18 protein-coding genes are annotated in these 19710 nt (G+C 57.3%); 11 read left to right on the forward strand and 7 right to left on the reverse strand.

Translation table 11 applies throughout. The features are described 5' to 3' along the window. The first annotated feature begins 53 nt into the window (after positions 1-53). Positions 54-1556 carry a rhomboid family intramembrane serine protease gene (locus tag VGM18_09155; protein ID HEY3973159.1) on the forward strand — a complete coding sequence of 501 codons (1503 nt, stop codon included), beginning with the start codon at positions 54-56 and terminating at the stop codon, positions 1554-1556. Positions 1557-1794: 238 nt separating this feature from the next. On the opposite strand, the gene VGM18_09160 is transcribed toward VGM18_09155, so the two are convergent. Further along, on the reverse strand, positions 1795-2646 hold the full coding sequence (locus VGM18_09160) for a hypothetical protein (GenBank protein ID HEY3973160.1): 852 nt from the start codon (positions 2644-2646) through the stop codon (positions 1795-1797). 161 nt (positions 2647-2807) lie between these two features. Here VGM18_09160 and VGM18_09165 point away from each other — a divergent pair, with 161 nt between their 5' ends. Continuing rightward, a complete protein-coding gene (locus VGM18_09165) occupies positions 2808-3077 on the forward strand; it encodes a hypothetical protein (protein ID HEY3973161.1) in 270 nt (89 codons plus the stop codon). A gap of 187 nt (positions 3078-3264) precedes the next feature. Here VGM18_09165 and VGM18_09170 read toward each other — a convergent pair whose 3' ends face one another. The 3 genes from VGM18_09170 to VGM18_09180 form a co-directional block, all read right to left on the reverse strand. Next, positions 3265-3927, reverse strand: a complete 663-nt coding sequence (locus tag VGM18_09170; protein ID HEY3973162.1) for a glycerophosphodiester phosphodiesterase — start codon at positions 3925-3927, stop codon at positions 3265-3267. Between the two features lie 157 nt (positions 3928-4084). Further along, on the reverse strand, positions 4085-4393 hold the full coding sequence (locus VGM18_09175) for a hypothetical protein (GenBank protein ID HEY3973163.1): 309 nt from the start codon (positions 4391-4393) through the stop codon (positions 4085-4087). 57 nt (positions 4394-4450) lie between these two features. Then, positions 4451-4801: a hypothetical protein gene (locus VGM18_09180; protein HEY3973164.1), complete on the reverse strand. Its 351-nt coding sequence runs from the start codon at positions 4799-4801 to the stop codon at positions 4451-4453. Between the two features lie 126 nt (positions 4802-4927). On the opposite strand from VGM18_09180, the gene VGM18_09185 reads away from it, so the two are divergent. The 3 genes from VGM18_09185 to VGM18_09195 are packed head-to-tail and all read left to right on the forward strand — an operon-like array spanning position 4928 to position 6850. Then, positions 4928-5593, forward strand: a complete 666-nt coding sequence (locus VGM18_09185; protein ID HEY3973165.1) for an HAD family hydrolase — start codon at positions 4928-4930, stop codon at positions 5591-5593. A 34-nt stretch (positions 5594-5627) separates the two neighbouring features. Then, positions 5628-6266 (forward strand): LysE family translocator, encoded by a 639-nt coding sequence (locus tag VGM18_09190; protein HEY3973166.1) that lies wholly within the window; start codon positions 5628-5630, stop codon positions 6264-6266. A gap of 41 nt (positions 6267-6307) precedes the next feature. Continuing rightward, complete coding sequence (locus VGM18_09195) at positions 6308-6850, forward strand: hypothetical protein (protein HEY3973167.1); 543 nt, start codon at positions 6308-6310, stop codon at positions 6848-6850. 87 nt (positions 6851-6937) lie between these two features. Here VGM18_09195 and bshC read toward each other — a convergent pair whose 3' ends face one another. After that, positions 6938-8566: a bacillithiol biosynthesis cysteine-adding enzyme BshC gene (gene bshC / locus VGM18_09200; protein ID HEY3973168.1), complete on the reverse strand. Its 1629-nt coding sequence runs from the start codon at positions 8564-8566 to the stop codon at positions 6938-6940. Positions 8567-8773: 207 nt separating this feature from the next. Here bshC and VGM18_09205 point away from each other — a divergent pair, with 207 nt between their 5' ends. Next, on the forward strand, positions 8774-9361 hold the full coding sequence (locus tag VGM18_09205) for a GNAT family protein (GenBank protein HEY3973169.1): 588 nt from the start codon (positions 8774-8776) through the stop codon (positions 9359-9361). 142 nt (positions 9362-9503) lie between these two features. Here VGM18_09205 and VGM18_09210 read toward each other — a convergent pair whose 3' ends face one another. After that, entirely contained in the window at positions 9504-10112 is a 609-nt protein-coding gene (locus VGM18_09210) for an outer membrane beta-barrel protein (protein ID HEY3973170.1), read from the reverse strand. Positions 10113-10192: 80 nt separating this feature from the next. Then, on the reverse strand, positions 10193-10477 hold the full coding sequence (locus tag VGM18_09215; protein ID HEY3973171.1) for a hypothetical protein: 285 nt from the start codon (positions 10475-10477) through the stop codon (positions 10193-10195). On the opposite strand from VGM18_09215, the gene VGM18_09220 reads away from it, so the two are divergent. The 5 genes from VGM18_09220 to VGM18_09240 all read left to right on the forward strand — a co-directional run bounded on the left by VGM18_09220 (position 10476) and on the right by VGM18_09240 (position 19647). Continuing rightward, a complete protein-coding gene (locus VGM18_09220; GenBank protein HEY3973172.1) occupies positions 10476-12533 on the forward strand; it encodes a sigma 54-interacting transcriptional regulator in 2058 nt (685 codons plus the stop codon). The two genes, VGM18_09215 and VGM18_09220, sit on opposite strands and share 2 nt — an antisense overlap. Positions 12534-13189: 656 nt before the next feature. Beyond that, complete coding sequence (locus tag VGM18_09225; GenBank protein HEY3973173.1) at positions 13190-13753, forward strand: hypothetical protein; 564 nt, start codon at positions 13190-13192, stop codon at positions 13751-13753. A gap of 47 nt (positions 13754-13800) precedes the next feature. Then, entirely contained in the window at positions 13801-14997 is a 1197-nt protein-coding gene (locus VGM18_09230; protein HEY3973174.1) for an efflux RND transporter periplasmic adaptor subunit, read from the forward strand. Continuing rightward, positions 14994-18164, forward strand: coding sequence for an efflux RND transporter permease subunit (locus VGM18_09235; protein HEY3973175.1), 3171 nt, complete (start codon positions 14994-14996; stop codon positions 18162-18164). Before VGM18_09230 ends, VGM18_09235 begins: the two co-directional genes overlap by 4 nt. 16 nt (positions 18165-18180) lie before the next feature. Then, positions 18181-19647: an efflux transporter outer membrane subunit gene (locus VGM18_09240; protein HEY3973176.1), complete on the forward strand. Its 1467-nt coding sequence runs from the start codon at positions 18181-18183 to the stop codon at positions 19645-19647. Positions 19648-19710: the final 63 nt, after the last annotated feature.

The following is a 19710-nucleotide window of genomic DNA, read 5'->3' on the forward strand; positions in this document are numbered from 1 at the left end:
TCGCCCGAAACTACACTGCGCAGATGTGTCGGCGTTTGCGAAGAACGTAAGTGATGTTGATTCCTATCAAGCACGAAAACATGGCGGCCCGGCGGTGGCCCGTCGTTACTCTCGCATTCATCGCCATCAATACCGCGGTTTTTCTTTTCACCATGTCCGCCATCGACGATCAGTCGCCGCAGCTGGGCGAGGTCAAGTCGCACATTCTGATTCTCGCAGCTACGCATCCTGAATTGAAAATGCCTGCCGAATCGGAGCAACTGGTCGATGGCTTCAAACGAAGCCATCCCGAGCAGTGGAAGCACGTGCAGAACCCCTATCGCGACATCATCGACTCCTACGACGCCAAGATCAAAATGATGGAGGATACGTCGAAGCTTCAGGCTGAGATGGACTCGCTCAACACGCAACTTGTGAGCCTTGCGAAAGTATCGATCACCGAGCAGTACGCTTTCGTTCCGGCTCATCCGACAGCCATGAGTTACTTGACGGCGAATTTTCTGCATGGCGGCTGGCTGCACCTCATCGGCAACATGTGGTTCCTGTGGCTCGCCGGATTTGTTCTGGAAGATGTCTGGGGACGCTGGCTCTACTCGGTCTTCTATCTGCTGGCCGGAGCGGCCGCGCTTCAGTTCTATGCCTGGTCAAACCCGGGCAGTACCACGCCAACGCTGGGCGCATCCGGGGCGGTAGCGGCCTTAATGGGAGCATTTCTTGTGCGCTTCCCCAAGATGAAGATCGAGATGGCATGGCTGTTCATCTTCAAGCTCTATCGCTTCAAAGCCGCGGCTTATTGGCTGTTGCCGCTGTGGCTCTTCGTTGAAATCTTCTACGGCTCGCTGCTCGGCAACAACAGCGGCGTGGCCCACTGGGCGCATGTGGGCGGATTTCTATTTGGAGCGTTGGCGGCGCTGGCCATCCAGCATTCCGGACTCGAGCAGAAAGCGAACCAGGCCATCGAAGAACAAATCGGCTGGACGAATGATGCCGAGCTCGAACAGGCGACTTCCATGATGGAGCATGGCCAGCTCGCCGAAGCCTTGCCGCTCCTCACGAACTACGTCGCGGTGAAGCCCAACTCGCTCGACGCCTGGAACATGTTGCGCCAACTCCACACCCGGCAAGCTAACACCAAAGATTATCTCGAAGCGACGGTCAAAACCTGCTCCATCCATCTGCGGCAGCACGAAGTCGAAGCGGCGTTTCAGGACTATGCGGAGTTCATCGACACCGGCGGGACGAAAATGCCGGCTGCCACCTGGCTCGACCTCTGCAAAGGAGCGGAAGAACTCCAGGAGTTTGACCGCGCACTATCCGAGTACGAGCAACTCGCGCAAAGTTATCCCACCGACCGGCAGGCCCTGACTGCGCAGCTGAGCGCTGCCAGACTTTGTCTGAAGAAACTGAATCGCCCGCAGGACGCACTCGCACTTTACCAGGCTGCGGAGAAATCTCCGATTCCGCATCTCGATTGGGATACCCACATCCAGGCCGGCATCAAAGACGCGAAAGCCGCCATCTCCGTCGGAAGCGCGACCGCCGCCGGCGCGCGGTAAACATGACGTCGGGCTTCGGGCTTCCGGCTTCTGGCGGCAGGCCTTCTTTCAAATCGCTCCGCGTCAGATGCACCCAACGTATTGTCATCCCGCGCGCAAGCGAGGGATCTGGGTTTCGCTCGAAGCCAGCACAAACCAGATTCCTCGCGTTGCTCGGGGGAGGACAAACAAAAGAGCAGAGCGGTTAATGTCTGAGGTCTGAGGTCTGACGCCCGACGCCGGAATCCGGAAGCCGCTTCTACATCCGATGATGTTCCATATGCGATCCCGCGTGCGAATTCACGTACGAGCTGAAGAATAGGAAGAAGTTCGACGGAGCTTCGATGGCGCTGCCCGCGGCCAGTGCTGCCTGAATCGCGCCGAGCGACGTCAGGCCGCTGCTGCCATCTTTCGTCGGCCAATCGCTCTGGTTCAGCACCAGCACAGGAATGACCTGCCACCAGATCGGCTTCAGGTTAATATCCGCGTTGATCAGCACGTGGCTGTGATTCGGCGTGGGCACGAATATGTTGGCCTCAGGAGGTTGCACATACCCGAGCGCGAGCAGTGCCGGCCCCAGGTCCAGCCGCGAGGCGTGCATGGTGCAGGTGCCGGGAGCCGCGCCGGGTTCCGGACACTGCGTATAGACGAGCGGTCTGGCTTTGAAGGCTTCGGGTACTGCGCCAAACAGCGAGATCAGCGTTGTGCCCAGAGTGGATCCGCAGATTGTGCCCGTCACCACGTTGTCGCAGGAGATGGCGTCGTTCGGATTCTGATTGTTGTCCACCGAAAACATCGGCACGAGCACAAAAATCGGCTCGCTCGTAACCGCCGGATTCCCTTTCACTCCATTCGGGTTGATGGTGGGCTGAGTTCCAACCTGGCAAATCGGCGTTTGCATTTCCCCCGGATCGCTTTCCGCGAGAATGCCGTTAAAATTGAGATCGCTTCCCGGTTGGTCGATGCAGTCAAAGTTCTGGGTATAAGTAAACGTGAGAAGTTTGCCCTGGCCGTAACCCAGAGTCTGATTTGGCTGGGATTGTGCAGATGCGATAGTGGCTACTGCGGCGACGGCCAAAAACAGCGCTGGCCGGTAGATTGAAAATTTCATGCTTCCTCCACAGAAGGTTTGGGACCGTTCTGGGTGAAGTACGGAAGTACTGTGGAATCGGATTTGGGAGGGTGGAGAATTTATTTGTCCGACAATATTCGGGGCATCATTTCAAAGGTTCTTGCGGCAAAAGCCCGCCGGGACGGGATATAATCGACAATATGGATGACGATCTGAAGCAGTCTCTGGAGCGCATCGAAAAGGGCTTCGATGGGATCGACGAGCGCTTCAACGGGATTGACAAGCGCTTCGACGGGATCGACAAGCGCTTCGACGGGATCGACGAACGCTTCGACGGGATCGACAAACGCTTCGACGGGATTGACAAGCGCTTCGACCAGACCGACGAGCGCATTCACGACACCGAAACCCGTTTGCTATCGGCGTTCTACGGATGGGCCAGGCCAATCGAAATGCGGATCAAGCAGTAACCTGCCATCGACGACCGCCTCGGACTCCTCGAAGAGCGAATCAGCGCGCTGGAGCGCAAACTGCTCGAACGCGGCATGTAGCTGAGCAGGCCTGCCCTGGTTACCTTTTCATCTTCATCGGTGGCAAGTCGATCTAGAATCCAGGTATGCGATTTCCCGTTGAGGGCGTAACCAAAATTCGAAAACTTCATTTCGAACCTGATGAGTCCCCCAGGGTACGGTACAGCAGGTTCGTGTCGTCGGAGATGATACCGTCAACGCCGAATTCCGCTATACGCTGCATCTCGGCCGGATCGTTCACCGTCCAAACGATGACCTCCCTGCCCGCCCCCTTCATCTTGCGGATCAATTCTGGTTCGGCCAGGTCGTGATGCGGAATTACGTAGTCCACCGGAGTTTCGGTCCACAAGCGCAGTTGGGTCTTCGATTCGCAGATCAATCCAAGTGGAATCGTGGCGTCTGCCGCTCGCAGGGATTTCAACACTCCCGGAATAAACGATGAAACGACGAATTCCCTTCGAGGCTTATGTCTCAGAAATAAATCCAGCGTAAGTCGTTCCAACCCCTTGACCTTTAATTCGATGTCAAGAAACGAATCCCGATAGCGCTGGAGAACATCGCGTAGTCGCGGAAGTTGCGAGACCTGCTTCGCCGTGGAGCGGGCGACGTCGTACCCAGCGACTTTTTCGTCGTGAGCGACCACGGCCTCGCCGTCCGCAGTCAGGCGTACATCGAATTCAAAACCGTCGGCGCCGTCGGCCAGAGCGCGATCGAAAGAGGCGATGGTATTTTCCGGAATCGAATGCACCGCACGGGCGCCGCGATGGCCCAGTAGAAGTGGACGGCTCATAGTGGACAGATCAAGCTGGGTTGCGTGAAGCTTAGTTTTCAGGTGGCGTTGTCATGCTGAGCGTAGCCGTTCTTCAGGCGGAGCCAAGGATCTCTCGCTTAACTGCTCGGGCGCGTAAGCCCAACTGCATCACAGTCGGGAAAGCAATCGGGCAGCATCAATCAAGATCGAAATCCCGAATCGGCTTGCCTGTGTCGGGGCTCTCTTTCGCTTTCTTCACCGCCTCCTGAAACTTTTTCTCCAGCAGATCGGCGGCGTGCCTCTGCGCTTCCACAGATTGCTGAAAAATTGACTCCCGGCGGCTGTCCTGCTCACGCATCGCCTTGGCCGCAGCCTCCATGTCGCTGAAGGTTTTGGGCTTTACGGCGGCGGTGTGCGCGATCACGGCACGGGTCTCAACATCGATCTTGAGCACCGCGCTACAGCACGGACAAGTCACTTCGAAACTCGGGGGATTCTTGGCCATTGAGCGAATCATACCGCAAAACCGGCCCGGCCACGAGGTCGGGAGGCGGCTTGTACTTCAATGCCTTAGCCGAATCGGAAAGATGTGAAACAGATTCAGCATTTCCCATCCCAACAAGAAAATCGAAAGCAGCACAACCATCACCGCCATCAGCTCGCCAAAGCTCAGGCCCCGGCGCGTGGGCTCAAGACGCCGGGCTGCAAGGCTGATGATGTTGAGCGTCGCGAACCCGAACACGACCGCCCAGAGAATGTTGTAAACGTCCTGCCGCGATCCGCGATAGAAGACCGTCACCGCCACGCCGACGAGCGCAGCAGCATAAGTCCGGGCCGCCGCATAGGCGACTACAGCCGCCCGCGTACTGCGGCTGACGCTGGCAACGAACGAGACTGCGGAAGTGACCGGCATCGACGGAAATCAGGCCCCGAAAGCCTCTCGGCAGTCTGGCGGCGCATGCAGTGGATATTACATCTTTTTCGGAACCCGCGGGGCGGACGAGGCGCCCGCCCTGCCCTTCAGCAGTTATCATGAATCATGCCTAAGTTCCGCTCCATTTTCTTCGACGTAGGCAATACCTTGCTGTTTCCGAATCGGGCGCGCATGCTGGCGCCGCTGCCGGAGGAGCAGCATCCTACGCTCGAAGCCTGGCAGGCCCTGGAGCGCCGGACCAAGCATGAATTTGATTTAGGTCTCATGCAGGGCAAAGTGGATCACGGATTCTGGTGGACGTTCCACACTAATCTCCTGGAAGGATTAAAGGGCCAGGACGGGAGCGTTCGCGACACGCTCGTCGAGAATACGCAAAATTCCGCCAATTGGGACCAAGTTCTGCCCGGAACGCGCGAAGCCCTGGAACGCATTCGCCAGCAATACGCGACCGCAGTGATTTCGAATGCCGATGGCAGAATTGACGCGGTTTTGCGGCGCTGCGGAATCGTGGACTGCTTTGCCAGCATCACCGACTCCGGAAAAGTGGGGTACGAGAAACCGCATCCGATAATCTTCGATTTCGCCCTGCGCGAGATGAGAGCCGACGCGGCTGAGAGCCTCTACGTGGGCGACCTTTACTCGGTGGACTACCTCGGTGCGACCCAGGCAGGAATGCGGGCCGTTTTGTTCGACATAGCCGGCGCGTACCGGGATCGCGGCTTGCCGCGCGTGGAATCGCTGGTGGAACTGGAAGATTGGCTCAAACATTGAAGATTGGCTCAAACATTAAGGAGCGGCCACAACTGTGTTCAATCCGACTCGATTCGTTCTCTTCCTGACGGCAGCCCTGCTGCTGGCGATCGCGCCTGGCCCTGGAATGCTGTATGTGCTCGCGCGCAGCCTGGCGGGCGGAAAGCGTGAGGGCGCGCTCTCGGCGTTCGGAACGTTCCTCGGCGGCATGGTGCATGTCTTCGCCGCAGCGCTGGGAGTCTCAATCGTGCTGGCGAAATCGGCAGCCGCCTTTGCAACCGTCAAATATGCGGGCGCCGCGTATCTGTGCTTTCTCGGCGTGCGAATGATCTGGGACGCCTGGAAAGAAAAGGCCAACGCCGCAGAGTTGCCGCAGAATCTGAAGCCTGCACGCAACCCGCTATGGCAGGGCGTGGCGACCGAGGTTCTCAATCCCAAGACCGCTTTGTTTTTTCTCTCCTTCATCCCGCAGTTTGTGAATCGCGCCGAGGGGGACGTCTTTCTCCAATTCGTGGCCTTGGGCACAATTTCAGTCGCGCTTAACACGACCGCAGACTTGATCGTGATCGCGCTTGCCGGCCCGCTGGGAGAGCGCATTCGCTCCTCGCCAAAATTCAGGCGCTCCCAAAGAACCGTTACCGGCGCAATCATGATCGGGCTGGGATCTTATCTTGCGGCCAGTGACAGCCGGTAGAATTGCTTTGTCGCTTGAGCCGAGGCGGAGGAACACATTCCATGCTCGAATTCAAGAAACAATTGCTTCGATCATTTTGCTGCGTCGCGCTGCTTGCCGCGGTCGGGGCGCAGAGTTCTCAGCCCTTGCCGCGAATCAAAGGACAGAGTCTTGCTGGACATCAAGTCGTCTTGCCCGACGCTTGCGCAGGCAAAGTCGCGATTCTGATCTTCGGATTCACTAAGGCGTCCAAGAATCAGACGAGCGCGTGGGCCGCTGCAATCTCGAAAGATACCGCAGTCTCACATGCGGTTGAGCTCTATCAACTGCCCGTACTGGAAGATGTTCCGCGATTGATTCGGGGAATGGTGATTTCCAGCATGAAGAATGGCGTGCCGGAAAATGCGCGCGATCATTTTGTTCCTCTCGTCCAGAGTGAAGCCGAACTGAAGAAACTGGTCAATTACAACGAGCATGACGCCGCATATTTGATCGTGCTGGACCGGCAAGGCCAAATTATTCGGCAGATGCACGGTGCGGTAAACGAGGCAAGAATAGCAGAGCTACGAACCGTGATCGGATCGCTGGTGAGTCAGTCCAATTAAGCTGTTGGTCTCAACGCGCGGGCCCGAGGATGTCCCACGCGACAGCCGGCGAGGAAGCTGGCGGTAACGGCGGGCCCTACTTAATACTTACAACTCCAAAATTTGGTGATCGTGGCAATCGGGATGAATGACGGTCAGCAACTGAGCCAGAAACTCGCGGCCGTAGCGCGCAAGGAAATAGATGCCGCCGACGGTGCGCTCCTGCAACCCCTTCTCGGGATAGAGAATATAGCTCAGAATTTCGGCGTGGCGGGTCACCAGTTCGCTCTTGAGCGCTTCGGCGCGCGCCGCTTGCGCGTGCAATCGTTCCAGTTGGTATTCCACCTTCGAGCGGGCGGTCTCAGCGGCGTCCAGTAGAGTACGATCGAGCTTCGTCAACTTCTCTTTAATGTCCGACAGGTGCGAATCGAGAGATTTTCTTGCCTCGTCGAAAGCCGCTTGCAGGTCTTCGGGAAGTCCCTTCTCCGCCAGTTGCCGCCGCAGTGCCTCGGGACCGTTGAAAACGTCGAGCACTGTGATTCCGTGTCGTTCGAGCAGGCGCTGAATCTTCGGCTCGACAATGGTCGCTGAGAAGCGCGGAACGATCGGCGTCACGCGGCCCAGAAGAGCTTCAAAGACCACGCCCGCCTGCGCAAAGTAAGCGGTTTCAGCAGCGCCGCCGGTGTACGCCAACGTGGGCAGCAGATAATCCTCCACGGCGGGTCGTAACAAAACGTTCGGACTGAACAGGGCGGGACTTGCGTGAATGCGGGCAATGAGATCCGCCTGCGAGAGCTTCTCTGCCCCGGCTTCGGTGCCGACAACAAATTCTGCGTTCGCCCCGTCGCCCCGGCGATGGATTGCCGTTCGCACTCCGTGCTGCAAGGTGAACAGCAACACCGATGACGCCGTGACCTTCACCTGCTGGTGATAGCCTGCGGCTTCTAATGCTTCCCCACGCCCTAATAGTGCAGCCCCCAGTTCGCCTGCTCGCTCGATCGCAGCCGAATAAATCGGGGCGGCGATAGCGTCAAGTTCCGCGTCGGAGGCATCCAGTAGAATCACTCCACAGTCGGCAAATATCCGGGAATAGAAACGCGCGAAAGCCGTGCCCAGAGATTCGCCGGGACGGTAGGTCTCGCGCAGAAGCTGCGCCGCTTCGCCATCACCCAGCAGTTGCCCGGCCTCATCGACGACAGCACCAATCTCGTCATTCAGGCGAACGGCGCTCACAGGCGCTCCGGCAACGTCATGGCTCGGCGTGGTAAGCACCTGAAGCGCTCCTTCGGCGCCGGGGATGGAGACGTGGTTCACTTCGGCCAGATCGTGATCGTAGGTCGCCAACCAGAAAACCGGAACTGTATCGACTCCGGCGGTGGTCGCTTCCTCCGCAAGTTTTACGGCCGTCAGCGCTTTATAAATCGCGAACATCGGTCCCCCGAAAAGTCCAACCTGCTGGCCAGTCACGACCGCGGCCGCGCCGCGACGGAAGCGTGTAAGATTGGCCAGCGTTTTCGGCGAGGCGTCCCAGGACTTGTTCTGCCGCTCAAGAATGGCGGTCACACGCTCGCGCCGCGAGGGATCGTACGAGACCTTTTCAGATTCCTCGTTCAGCCACTCAGAAAAATTCGGAGATCGCGGATAGAACGGTTGCACTCGTGCGGAATATGCCAGAAAGTCTGTAAACAGGCGCGTCGCGTGCGGGACTTCGGTGAATGGAAGACAGTGCGCCTGCACTTAGAAATTCTCCTGACAACATCGGTGTCTTACTTGTGGCATAGGCGCTTGTTGGACCTGTGAGATCATTTCCAGTCAACCACAGTCGCGTCGTAGTAGATGCCCGAAATGAAGCTGCGATGCAACATATAATGCGAAATCACAAAGAGCAGTTCCGACGATCCAATGAATGACGATCCAATAAATGACGATCTACCGAATATTGTAATGCCAATAATGCTGGAAGGCTCGACAGTACGGCTGGAGCCGGTGCGCCGCGAGCACGCGCAAGCCTTCTGGGAGATCGCGCACACCGACCTGGAAGACGTTTTCCGCTGGATTCCCTACCCTGTGAAAACGCCCGAAGACTTTCAGTGGCTCATCGGCAAGGCGATTGAAGAGCAAGACCGCGGCGAGTCGGTGGTTTTCGCCACCATCGAACGGAGTTCCGGCCGTGCGATCGGCAGCACGCGCTTCATGAATATCGACCGCGTGAACCGCCGCGTCGAGATCGGCTCAACATGGATCGCGCCGCCCTGGCAGCGCACCGCGGTCAATACCGAAGCGAAATATCTGATGCTCCGCCATGCCTTTGAAGTGTGGAAATGTTTCCGCGTGGAACTCAAAACCGATGCGCTGAATCAGAAATCGCGCAACGCAATTCTGCGCATCGGCGCGAAGGAAGAAGGAACCTTGCGTCGTCATCTGGTGACCTGGACCGGCCGCGTGCGGGACACGGTTTACTTCAGCATCCTCGATAACGAGTGGCCGCGAGTAAAGGCGAAGCTGGAACATCGCTTGTCACAGCCAATTTGACTCGGAACCTGCGATTGGACTGGACAGTGCGAATTGACTGGACTGGACAGAGTGAATTAAGAACGCAGGATGGATCAGAAGCATTCACAAATACAGTCGGCCGGGCGGACAGCAAGACCTGTCCGCCCGATCTGTTCGACGATCAGAACCGGAACACGATTCCAGCCGTCGGTTCCGCTGTATGAGTCACTGTGTTGGTAGTGAGTGTGCTCAAGCCGAAGTCCGGAGCGCTGTACACCAGACCGCGGTACTCGGCACGTAGAGCGATGTGTCTAAGAATTGGAAAGTCGGCGCCGGCGCCATAGGCGAACACGCCGGTCGCCTGACGCTGTGCTCCGGCAACCGTCCCGAAAGCGTTGCCAGTGGGATCGAAGACGAGTGCTCCCCCCTCGGCCAGTACATAAGGGTTGAACCTGAATCTCCGGGACGTTGGCAGCCGAACTACAAATCCTCCAGTCGCCTGGTGAACATTGGCCTGAACCCTGGAAAACCCGCCGCTGCCAAAATAGTGCTGGGTGTTTCGGTCATAACCGTAGACCGCCTCGGCGGCGAGCCAGCGGTTAAGGTTATAGCGATAGCCGACGAGGAACCCGCCCGTGTTCGTCGACCGCTCCGTTGTGCCGTCGCCGGCAGTATCTTTGGTGAAAAATCCCGTTCCCTGCAAGCTGATTTCCGATCGAGACTCCTGCGCCACCGCTCCTCCCGCTAGCAGCAGCGCGACGCCTGCAATCATGATGGCTGTTCGTCGCATATGTGCACTCTCCCTCAAGAATTTTGCGGGGCTTTCAAATCGCGGCATCGTGCCCCAAAGGCTCCCGCATTCGTGATGATTCATGCACCGGATCTGCCAAAAATTCGAAACACCGCTTGACCCCGCCCATCCGCTTGATGCGACGCATCTTCAAAGGAATGTCGATAGGAGAGAACGAAATCATTGACGACTACTTCGACAGCATTTTCGACGAAAGTCGAATGTTCCGACATTTTGAGAACCTTTCTCCAAAGTCGCCGCATCAGATCGGGCATCAGGTCAGCTGTGCCCGACGTATGCCGATGGGTGTCGCCAGCACAGAGTGCGAATGTCGGTACAAGCCACTCTCGAATAGTCAGGCTCATGGTTACAGCACCCTCAATTTTTCCGAAGGTGGAAGAAGAGCGGTATCTGGCACTGTTGCGTGCGGCGAATGCCATTGCCACCTCCAGCGACTGCACCGCTGCCTCCGACACGCTGGCCAAGAAACTGCACGAGGTCACCCCGTTTGACTTCCTGCACCTCGTTGCGTTTGACAAGGAGACGAACTCTCCTTGCTGGAGTGTATTGGAGGTAAACGGCAGACAAGTCGACGAGGCTTCAGCGGATGCCCCCTCTCTCGATGGCTCTCCTATACAACAGGCGCATATATCCGGCCAGACTTTGGTGACCGACGACTGGGGCCGAGAAGCGCGATTTGGGAATTACGGGCTTTTCCTCGCCAAATTAGGCATTGCATCCACATGCACGCTGCCACTAACCAGGGGATCACGCCGGCTCGGAGCTCTCAGCTTCGGCCGCTTTTATCCGAATGCCTATGACGAAGAAGAAGTCCGTTTCCTCGGCCTCGCTAGCGATCAGATCGGCTTGGCAATTGACGCGGCTGTGAATTCCTTCTTGTCCCGGCGATCCGAGGAGCGCCTCAAACTCATTCTCGATCTGACCAATCAGGTAGTCTCCAGCCTGGAGTTTCACGATCTTCTTGTGAGTGCTTCCGCAAGCGTGCGTCGAGTGATGGGTTGTGATGCCGCAGCCGTGATGCTGGCGGATGCCGACGGTACCCATTTGCGTGTGCACGCGCTCGACTATCCCGATAGCCGCGGGATATTTGTGGAAGGCGACCGGGTCCCAATCGAGGGCACCATGCCTGGGAACTCGTTCAAAACCGGCAAGCCCATCGTTGTGAATCGTTTGAACCAAGCCGAGATGCCGTCGGAGATGTATGCCAAGGCGACTGGGGAAGGCCTGAATTCCTTCTGTGACCTGCCATTGATCAGCAAGAGTCGGTTGCTCGGAGTTCTGGCAGTCGCAAAGCGCGAAGAGAACGCGTTTGACGACGAGGAAGTCGCATTCCTGCTTCAGGTAGCGAATCAATTAGCAATCGGCGTGGAGAACGCGCTCAATTACAAACAAATCGCCGAGCTGACTGAAAAACTCGCCCAGGAAAAGTTATATCTCGAGGACGAGATTCGCGGTGAGATGGACTTCGAAGGAATTGTGGGCCAGAGTTCAGCCCTTCGCCATCTGTTGAATCTAGTAGAAACCGTCGCTCCCAGCGACTCCACCGTATTGTTGTTGGGCGAAACTGGCACGGGAAAAGAGCTGATCGCGCGGGCTATCCACGAGCGCAGCAAACGCAAAGATCGAACCTTTGTGAAGCTGAATTGTGCTGCGATCCCCACTGGACTTCTGGAAAGCGAACTCTTCGGACATGAACGAGGCGCGTTCACCGGTGCGATATCGCAGAAGGTCGGCCGCCTCGAACTGGCTGATCGTGGTTCTTTATTTCTGGACGAGGTGGGAGACATTCCGATTGAGATTCAGCCAAAACTATTGCGCGCTCTACAAGAGCAGGAGTTCGAACGACTGGGCAGCACTCATACCAAGAAGGTGAGTGTCCGGCTGGTCGCGGCAACCAACCGTGATCTGGAAAAGATGATCGCGAACCGCGAGTTTCGTGAAGACCTTTTTTATCGACTAAACGTCTTTCCCATTCGCATCCCGCCCCTGCGGGAACGGCCCGACGACATTCCGCTCCTGGTGCGCTATTTCACGCAGAAATATGCCCGACGTATGGAAAAGCAAATCGAGTCTATTCCCGCCGCTGCGATGAAAAGGCTTGCCGCGTGGCACTGGCCGGGAAATATTCGCGAACTGGAGAACTTCATCGAGCGTTCGGTAATTCTGACCCACGGCCCTGCCCTTCAGGCACCGATTGCCGAACTAGGCGGCAATGGCAAAGTCGCTGCTGTGCCCGGCACGCGTGACGCCGACGAGCGCAACGAAATTGTACGCATCCTCAAAGACACCAACGGCCGTGTCGCCGGTCCCCAGGGCGCCGCCGCTCGCATAGGCATCAAGCGGACGACCTTGATTTCCCGCATGAAGAAACTCGGAATCGACTCTCGCAGAATCTCCTAACCAAGTCAGCTCTGCTCTCGAGCCGCCCGAAACTCCTGGCGGACTTGCTCAACTGTCGCCGGGCTCGACAACTGTCGAAACCTGAGTCGACACTTTTCGACATTCCCACCCCGCCCATTTTTTCTTTCCGATCTTTTTCTGCTACTTACGCGAAACGCGGAACTGAACTCGTTTGGCACGCGCCTTGCATTTACCTGGAGCAGGACGAATCAGCCAATGTTCAGGATTTCCATCGTCGACACGCCAAGCCGTCGGACATTGGTTCTGGAAGGGACTCTTGTCCGTCCATGGACCACCGAGGTTGAAAGTGCCTGGAAACGTGCCGGGGCGGAGCTCGAGGGCCGGAAGCTGGCCATCGACCTTAAGAACGTGACGCTCATTGATCGGGACGGGGAAAACACACTCTTGCGGCTGATGGAAGATGGCGCCAAGTTTTTCTGCCGGGACGTCCTTACGAAACATGTGTTGAGACAGTTGGCCCGAAGATGCGGGTGCACGCCTTGAACCATCAAGGGTATCGATTTCCACGCTCCGGCGACTATCTACCAGACGACGAGATGATGGAGGTGCAAATGTTCGGCGCAAGCAAAATGAGAAACCAACAACCGTCGCCGTATGCAACCAGGGCAGACTTTTGCCAGGTTTTCCAGAAGGATATGAACCGCTTGTATCTATTGTCGTTGTTGCTGACGGCGGATGCCACGATGGCTGAGCAATGTTTCGTCGGTGGCCTGCACATCGCTCAGGAGGGAAATCCAGTTTTCAAAGAGTGGGCAGAATCCTGGGCACGGCGCGCCATCATCTTAAATGCGATTCGAATGGTCCGGCCAGGAACGATCCGCCCAGGAATGGCCGGCAAACAAGCGGCCTCAGGCGATACATCCCTCGCGGCTGGCAGCGGGGGCAGCGAAATGCTGGCCGCGCCTGCGGAAATCGCCCGCATCGTTGCACTTCCAGCGAGCGAGCGCTTTGTGTTCGTCATGTCCGTGCTCGAACACTACACGGATCAGGATTGCTCACTTCTGCTCGGCTGCACCCGCGGCGATGTGACCGCGGCGAGGACCAGGGCCTTGCAACAAATCCAGGAGTCGGCTGATGTCCACGCCGATCTCCACGGTAATGCTCGTCAAGAGTCGGCGAGGACGTACGAGGATTCCCGGCACGACGGCGCCAAATCGGCACCCCAACCGGACGCTATTCCACTCGGCGCTTCGGCGTAGCGTCAAGACTTTCTCACCATAAGGCTTTGCACCTAACGAGGATGAAAATGAAAACGATTCTGAAGGCTCACGTTATTTTTCGCGGTTGGTATCTGACGCTGGCGCCGGCAATCCTGGCTCTGTTGACGACGGCGGGCTGCGACCGAGGCAAAGTTCAGGCAGCGCCACCCGCTATGCAGGCGCCTCTGGTTACGGTAGTGAAGGCGACAGCGCAAGACGTCCCTCGTTACCTGGATGAGATTGGCAGGAACGCCGCTTTCGAATCGGTCACCGTCACACCGCAAGTGGGCGGACGCATCGTCGAGCGTCATTTTCAAGACGGCGACAATCTCAAGCGCGGGCAACTCTTGTTCGTGATCGATCCTCGCCCCTACAAGGCCCAGGTCGATGCTGCGCAAGCGACCCTTGCGCAGACGAAGGCCGCGCTTGATCTTGCCCGGATCCAATTCGCGCGCGACGAAGAGGTCATCGGCGAGCGGGCGATTTCTAAACAGGATTACGACACCAAGAAGAATGCCGTGGATGTCGATCAAGCCCAGGTGGAGGCTGCGCAGGCAGCTTTGGAAACCGCCCAGCTTAACTTTGAGTACTGCTACATTCACTCTCCGATCGACGGCCGGGCGGGAGCTCGCCTGGTCGATGTAGGAAACGTAGTGCAGGCGAACGCCTCATCGCTTCTGTCGATTCAACGCCTCGATCCGATTTACGCGAATTTCACCATTACCGAAGGAGATTTGCCGGCAGTTCAGAAACAGATGTCGCGCGGGACTTTGAACGCGGCAATTCGGCTCCCTTCGGATGTGGAAGTCACGGCTAGAAGCGGCCGGGTCGAATTCCTCGACAACGCCGTCCAGAACGGCAGTGGCACCGTTAATCTTCGCGCCACTCTGAGTAATTCCGACCATCATTTTTGGCCGGGCCAATTCGTCGACGTCAAGCTCGTGTTGTCCACAGAACGGGCAGCCGTGTTGATTCCCAATCAGGCCACACAAATAAGCCAGCGCGGACCATTCGTCTACGTGGTGAAGTCCGATGACACAGCCGAGCTTAGGCCGGTCAAGTTAGGGCAGCGCCAGGGCGACCAGGTTGTCGTTACCGAGGGCGTCGCCGCAAACGAAAGGGTCGTGCTCGCCGGGCAAATGTTGATTCGGCCAGGCGGTAAAGTCCATGTCGATGGCAGCGCTGCCGCGCCGGCTTCGAACGCCAGCGGAAAGACCAGCCAGAATCCGGGAGGCCAGTCGTGAATCTCTCAGAAGTTTTCATTCGTCGTCCAGTTATGACGGTTGCCTTGACCGTCTCGGTGATCTTATTTGGCGTGGCGGCTTACTTTCGCTTGCCCGTGAGCGATTTGCCGGCCATTGACTACCCCGTCATCCAAGTGCAGGTGAATTATCCCGGCGCCACGCCAGAGACGATGGCCAACAACGTCGCCACGCCCCTCGAGCGCCAGTTCATGCAGATTCCGGGCCTGGAACTAGTGACCTCGAATAATATCCAGGGACACTCCAGCTTCGTCCTGCAATTCGATTTGAATAAGAGCCTCGACGGCGCGGCAACCGACGTGCAAGCTGCCATCACGCGAGCGTCCGGTCAGCTTCCCATCGATCTGCCCGCCCCTCCCACTTTCACCAAAACCAACCCCAATGACCAGCCGATCATGTACATCGCGATGGTCAGCGATACCGCGACCGAGGGCCAGCTCTACGATTACGCCAACACTCAAGTCGGCGAGCGCATCAGCATTCTTCCCGGTGTAAGCCAGGTCGCAGTTTATGGCACCCAGTCGGCAGTAAGAATCAAGGCCGATCCCTCGAAGATGGCGGTGCGCAACATCACCCTCGAAGATCTGACCAACGCGGTTAAGAACGGCACGTCATATACCGGCGCTGGACAATTCGATGGACCGCAGCGCAGCTTCCTGTTACAGCCCCAGGGTCAACTCACTACCGCCGAACAATACGACGGACTCATCGTTGGACAAAGCAATGGCGCGCCGGTTTATCTGAAGGACGTAGCCGCCGCGAAGGACGGCTTGCAGGATGAACGCATCGACATGCGCTTCTGGGTGCGCGGATATCCCCAACCGGGCGCGACCGTTGTGGTTGCCGTGTTTCGCCGCGCGGGCGTAAATGCAGTCGAGGTCGCCAACTCCGTGCGCGGTCTGCTTCCAACCATTCAGTCACAACTTCCCAGTTCCGTTCTGATTGTTCCAGCTTACGACCGTTCACAAACCATCGTGGGCGGAATCAAAGACGTGCAGACCACGCTTTACATCGCTTTCGTGCTGGTGGTCATGGTGATCTTTATCTTTCTCGGGCGCGCCACCGACACGATGATTCCTGCCGTCGCATTGCCTTTGTCGCTGCTGTTGACCTTCGTTGCGATGAAAGTTCTTGGTTACAGTCTCGACAATCTTTCATTGATGGCGTTAACGTTGGCCATCGGCTTCCTGGTGGATGACGCCATCGTGTTTCTCGAAAACACTGTGCGCCTCATGGAAGAAGGCCGCAACGCCTTCGACGCTTCTCTCGAATCGGCCAAAGAGATCAGCTTCACCATCTTGGCCATGACCCTCTCTCTGGCTGCTGTCTTTATTCCGTTGGTGTTCATGAGCGGACTGATGGGGCGCATCTTCCGTGAGTTCTCAATCACCATCGTGATCTCGATCCTGGCCAGCGGCATCGTCTCCCTCACGCTCACCCCGTTGATGACCTCACGGCTGCTCGGCAATCGCGGCGCGAATGCCAAGAAAACCTGGATGGAGCGCGTCTTCGGCGCCTTCGAACACCGCGTGTTGGATGTCTACGGACGCTACCTTTGGTTCTTCCTGCGCAATCGCTGGATCTCAGCCGCTGCCTGGGTCATCTGTCTGGCGGGAACGGCCTACCTGTTTTACATCGTGCCCAAGGCCTTCCTTCCTGTAGGCGACAGCTCGTTCATCCGCGGCGTGCTGGTGGCGCAGGAAGGTTCCTCGCCAGAACAAATGCACGCCTACCAAACCGAGGCTGAAAAGATTATGAAAGCGAATCCCGCGGTGCGCAGCACTTTCACCATGAGCGGGAACGCGCAGTTCCTCGGATCAAACCAGGCCTTCCTGATTGCATTTCTGAAAGATCCATCACAGCGCGCCCCCATTGCTCAAGTTGCAGGACAGCTGATGGGTGGAATCAGCGGCTCAATTCCGGGCGTGGTGGCTTTTCTCCAGCCGAATCCGGCTCTGGAAATCAGCACCGGCGCCACCGCCAACGCGCAGGGTCAATTTGCGTACGCTCTCTCCGGAATCGATCCGAACGAAGTCTATGCCACCGCCGGCAAATTGATGGCGAAGCTGCACGAGTATCCTGGATTCCTATTCGTCAACTCCGATCTCTACAACCACACCCCGAACTTGCAGGTCGACATTCTCCGCGATCAGGCGAAGTTGTACGGTGTGTCGGAAACCCGAATTCTTACTCTTCTGCACGATGCTTATTCACAGAACTACAGCTACCTCATCAAGAAAGCCACCGATCAGTACCAGGTGATCCTGGAAGTTGCCGATAACCAACGGTCTGCCCCGGAGGACTTAAGCAAGCTCTATATCAAAAGCGACGACGGCCAGAGAATGATTCCTCTCAGCGCCGTCACCAGTTCGCATGCCGTCATCGGGCCGCAGGCCGTTAACCATATCAATCAATTCACTAGTGTGACCATGTTCTTCAACCTGAAGCCCGGCTATGCGATTGGCCCCGCAACTCAGTTTGTGGATCAGACCGCAAAACAGATTCTGCCTCCTGGCATTCAAGGAGCGCTTCAGGGCGAAGCTCTCATTTTCCAGAACACAGTCTCCAATCTGGCCGTCCTGATGTTGGTGGCGGTATTCGTGATGTATGTGATCCTGGCAATTCTCTACGAGAGCTACCTGCATCCCATCACCGTGCTGTCGTCGCTACCGGTAGCGTTGCTCGGTGGCCTTTTAACACTGTGGCTGTTTCACGAGGAAGCTTCTCTCTACGCCTACATCGGCATGTTCATGCTGATGGGCATCGTGAAAAAGAACGGTATTATGATCGTCGATTTTGCCGAACAGCGGGTTCGGCAGGGCATTGCCGCCAACCAGGCGATCCACGATGCCAGCATGGAGCGCTTCCGCCCGATCATGATGACCACTGCGGCAGCGCTGCTGGGCGCGCTGCCCATCGCACTCGGGTATGGTGCCGACGGTTCTTCCCGCCGCCCGCTCGGCCTGGTGGTGGTCGGCGGCCTGATCGTTTCGCAATTTATCACGCTGTTCGTGAGTCCGGCTATCTACCTTTATCTGGAAGAATTCCAGGAGAAGGTGCTGGATCGAGTGCCTTTTCTGCGCTCGACCCGCCAGCCCGCCGCAGTGGCGGTCCCGGGTTTCGCGCTACAGGAAGGAAGTGGAGATTAATCCCATGAGTCGAACTATGAGTCGAACTATGAAGCACTTCTACAGCATTCTTCTTGTTCTCGCGATGTCTGCGCTTATCGGTTGCGCGGTCGGACCGAATTACAAGCGGCCGACCGTCAACGTTCCCGTCACCTATCGGGCCGCAGCGACTGACTCAACGCAAGCTACGAATCAAGATACGCAGTCTGAGCCGGCGAAACCAAAGCAGACAGAGAGCGCATCTTCCGCGCCATCGCTCGGTGACGAGAAGTGGTGGCAGGTCTTCCAGGATCCTGAACTTCAAGGTTTGATCCGCACTGCCCTTAAGAACAACTACGACGTTCGTATTGCGGCCACGCGGGTTCTACAGGCGCAGGCGCAACTCGGAATCACGCGCGCCGATCAGCTTCCCTCGCTGAGCGCGGGCGGCAACATTACCAGTCAGCAGAGCCCCAAGCTCGGGCCAATTCCGGCTTATGAGCTCACGCAGGGAGAAGTCGTCGCATCGGCAGGATGGAACTTGGACTTCTGGGGGAAGTATCGTCGCGCCACTGAGGCCGCACGGGCCAATCTGCTGGCCAATGAGTGGGCTCAAAAAGAAGTCATCGCCACTCTGGTGGCCAACCTTGCGACTTCCTATTTTGAGCTGCGCCAACTCGACCTTGAGTTGGAGATCTCAAAGCGCACTTTGGGTTCACGGGGCGACTCCCTGAAGTTGACCCAAACCCTTGAGCAGCACGGAATCAATTCGCTCTTGGATGTGCGGCAATCTGAGCAGTTGGTCTACACGGCCGCTACCGAGGTCCCGGATTTCGAACGCCAGATTGCGCAACAGGAAAACGCTATCAGCATACTTCTGGGAAACAATCCTGGCGATGTTGCTCGCGGTCTCCGACTGACCGAGCAACCGCACTCTCCGGATGTGCCCGCCGGACTTCCATCTTCGTTGCTGGAGCGGCGACCGGACATCCGTGAAGCAGAGGCGAGTCTAATCGCCGCTAACGCCCAGATTGGCGTCGCGCGAGCAGCCTACTTCCCCCAGATCTCTCTTACCGGCAGCGCCGGTTATGAAAGTCCTGCGCTTACAAATCTCTTCACCAGCCCAGCCGGCGTGTGGAATCTCGCGGCTTCTTTGACTCAGCCGATCTTCGAGGGAGGCCGTCTCAAGTCCAACGTCAGGCTGGCTCAAGCGCAGCACGACCAGATGCTTTTGCAATATCAACAGACGATTCAAGGAGCCTTTCGCGATGTTTCCAATGCGCTGGTCGCGTATCAAAAGGATCGCGAATTCAGAATTCAGCAGGAACATCTGCTCGACTCGGCCCAGGATGCCGCGCGCTTATCGCAGGTCAGGTTCAAGGCCGGGACTACCGACTACCTGGAAGTGTTGACCAACGAGACTAATTCGTTCACGGCTGAACTGGGACTCGCTGAGGCGCAAGGCAACGAACTCGCCGCTCTCGTCCAAGTCTATCAAGCGCTTGGCGGAGGATGGCAACAATGATTGCACTGAGATTGCGGTGACTGAGCATCGGAATCCTGAGTGCAGGAAGTTGTTGCCTTAGAC

Source organism: Candidatus Sulfotelmatobacter sp. (assembly GCA_036500765.1).
Lineage (GTDB): Bacteria > Acidobacteriota > Terriglobia > Terriglobales > Acidobacteriaceae > Sulfotelmatobacter.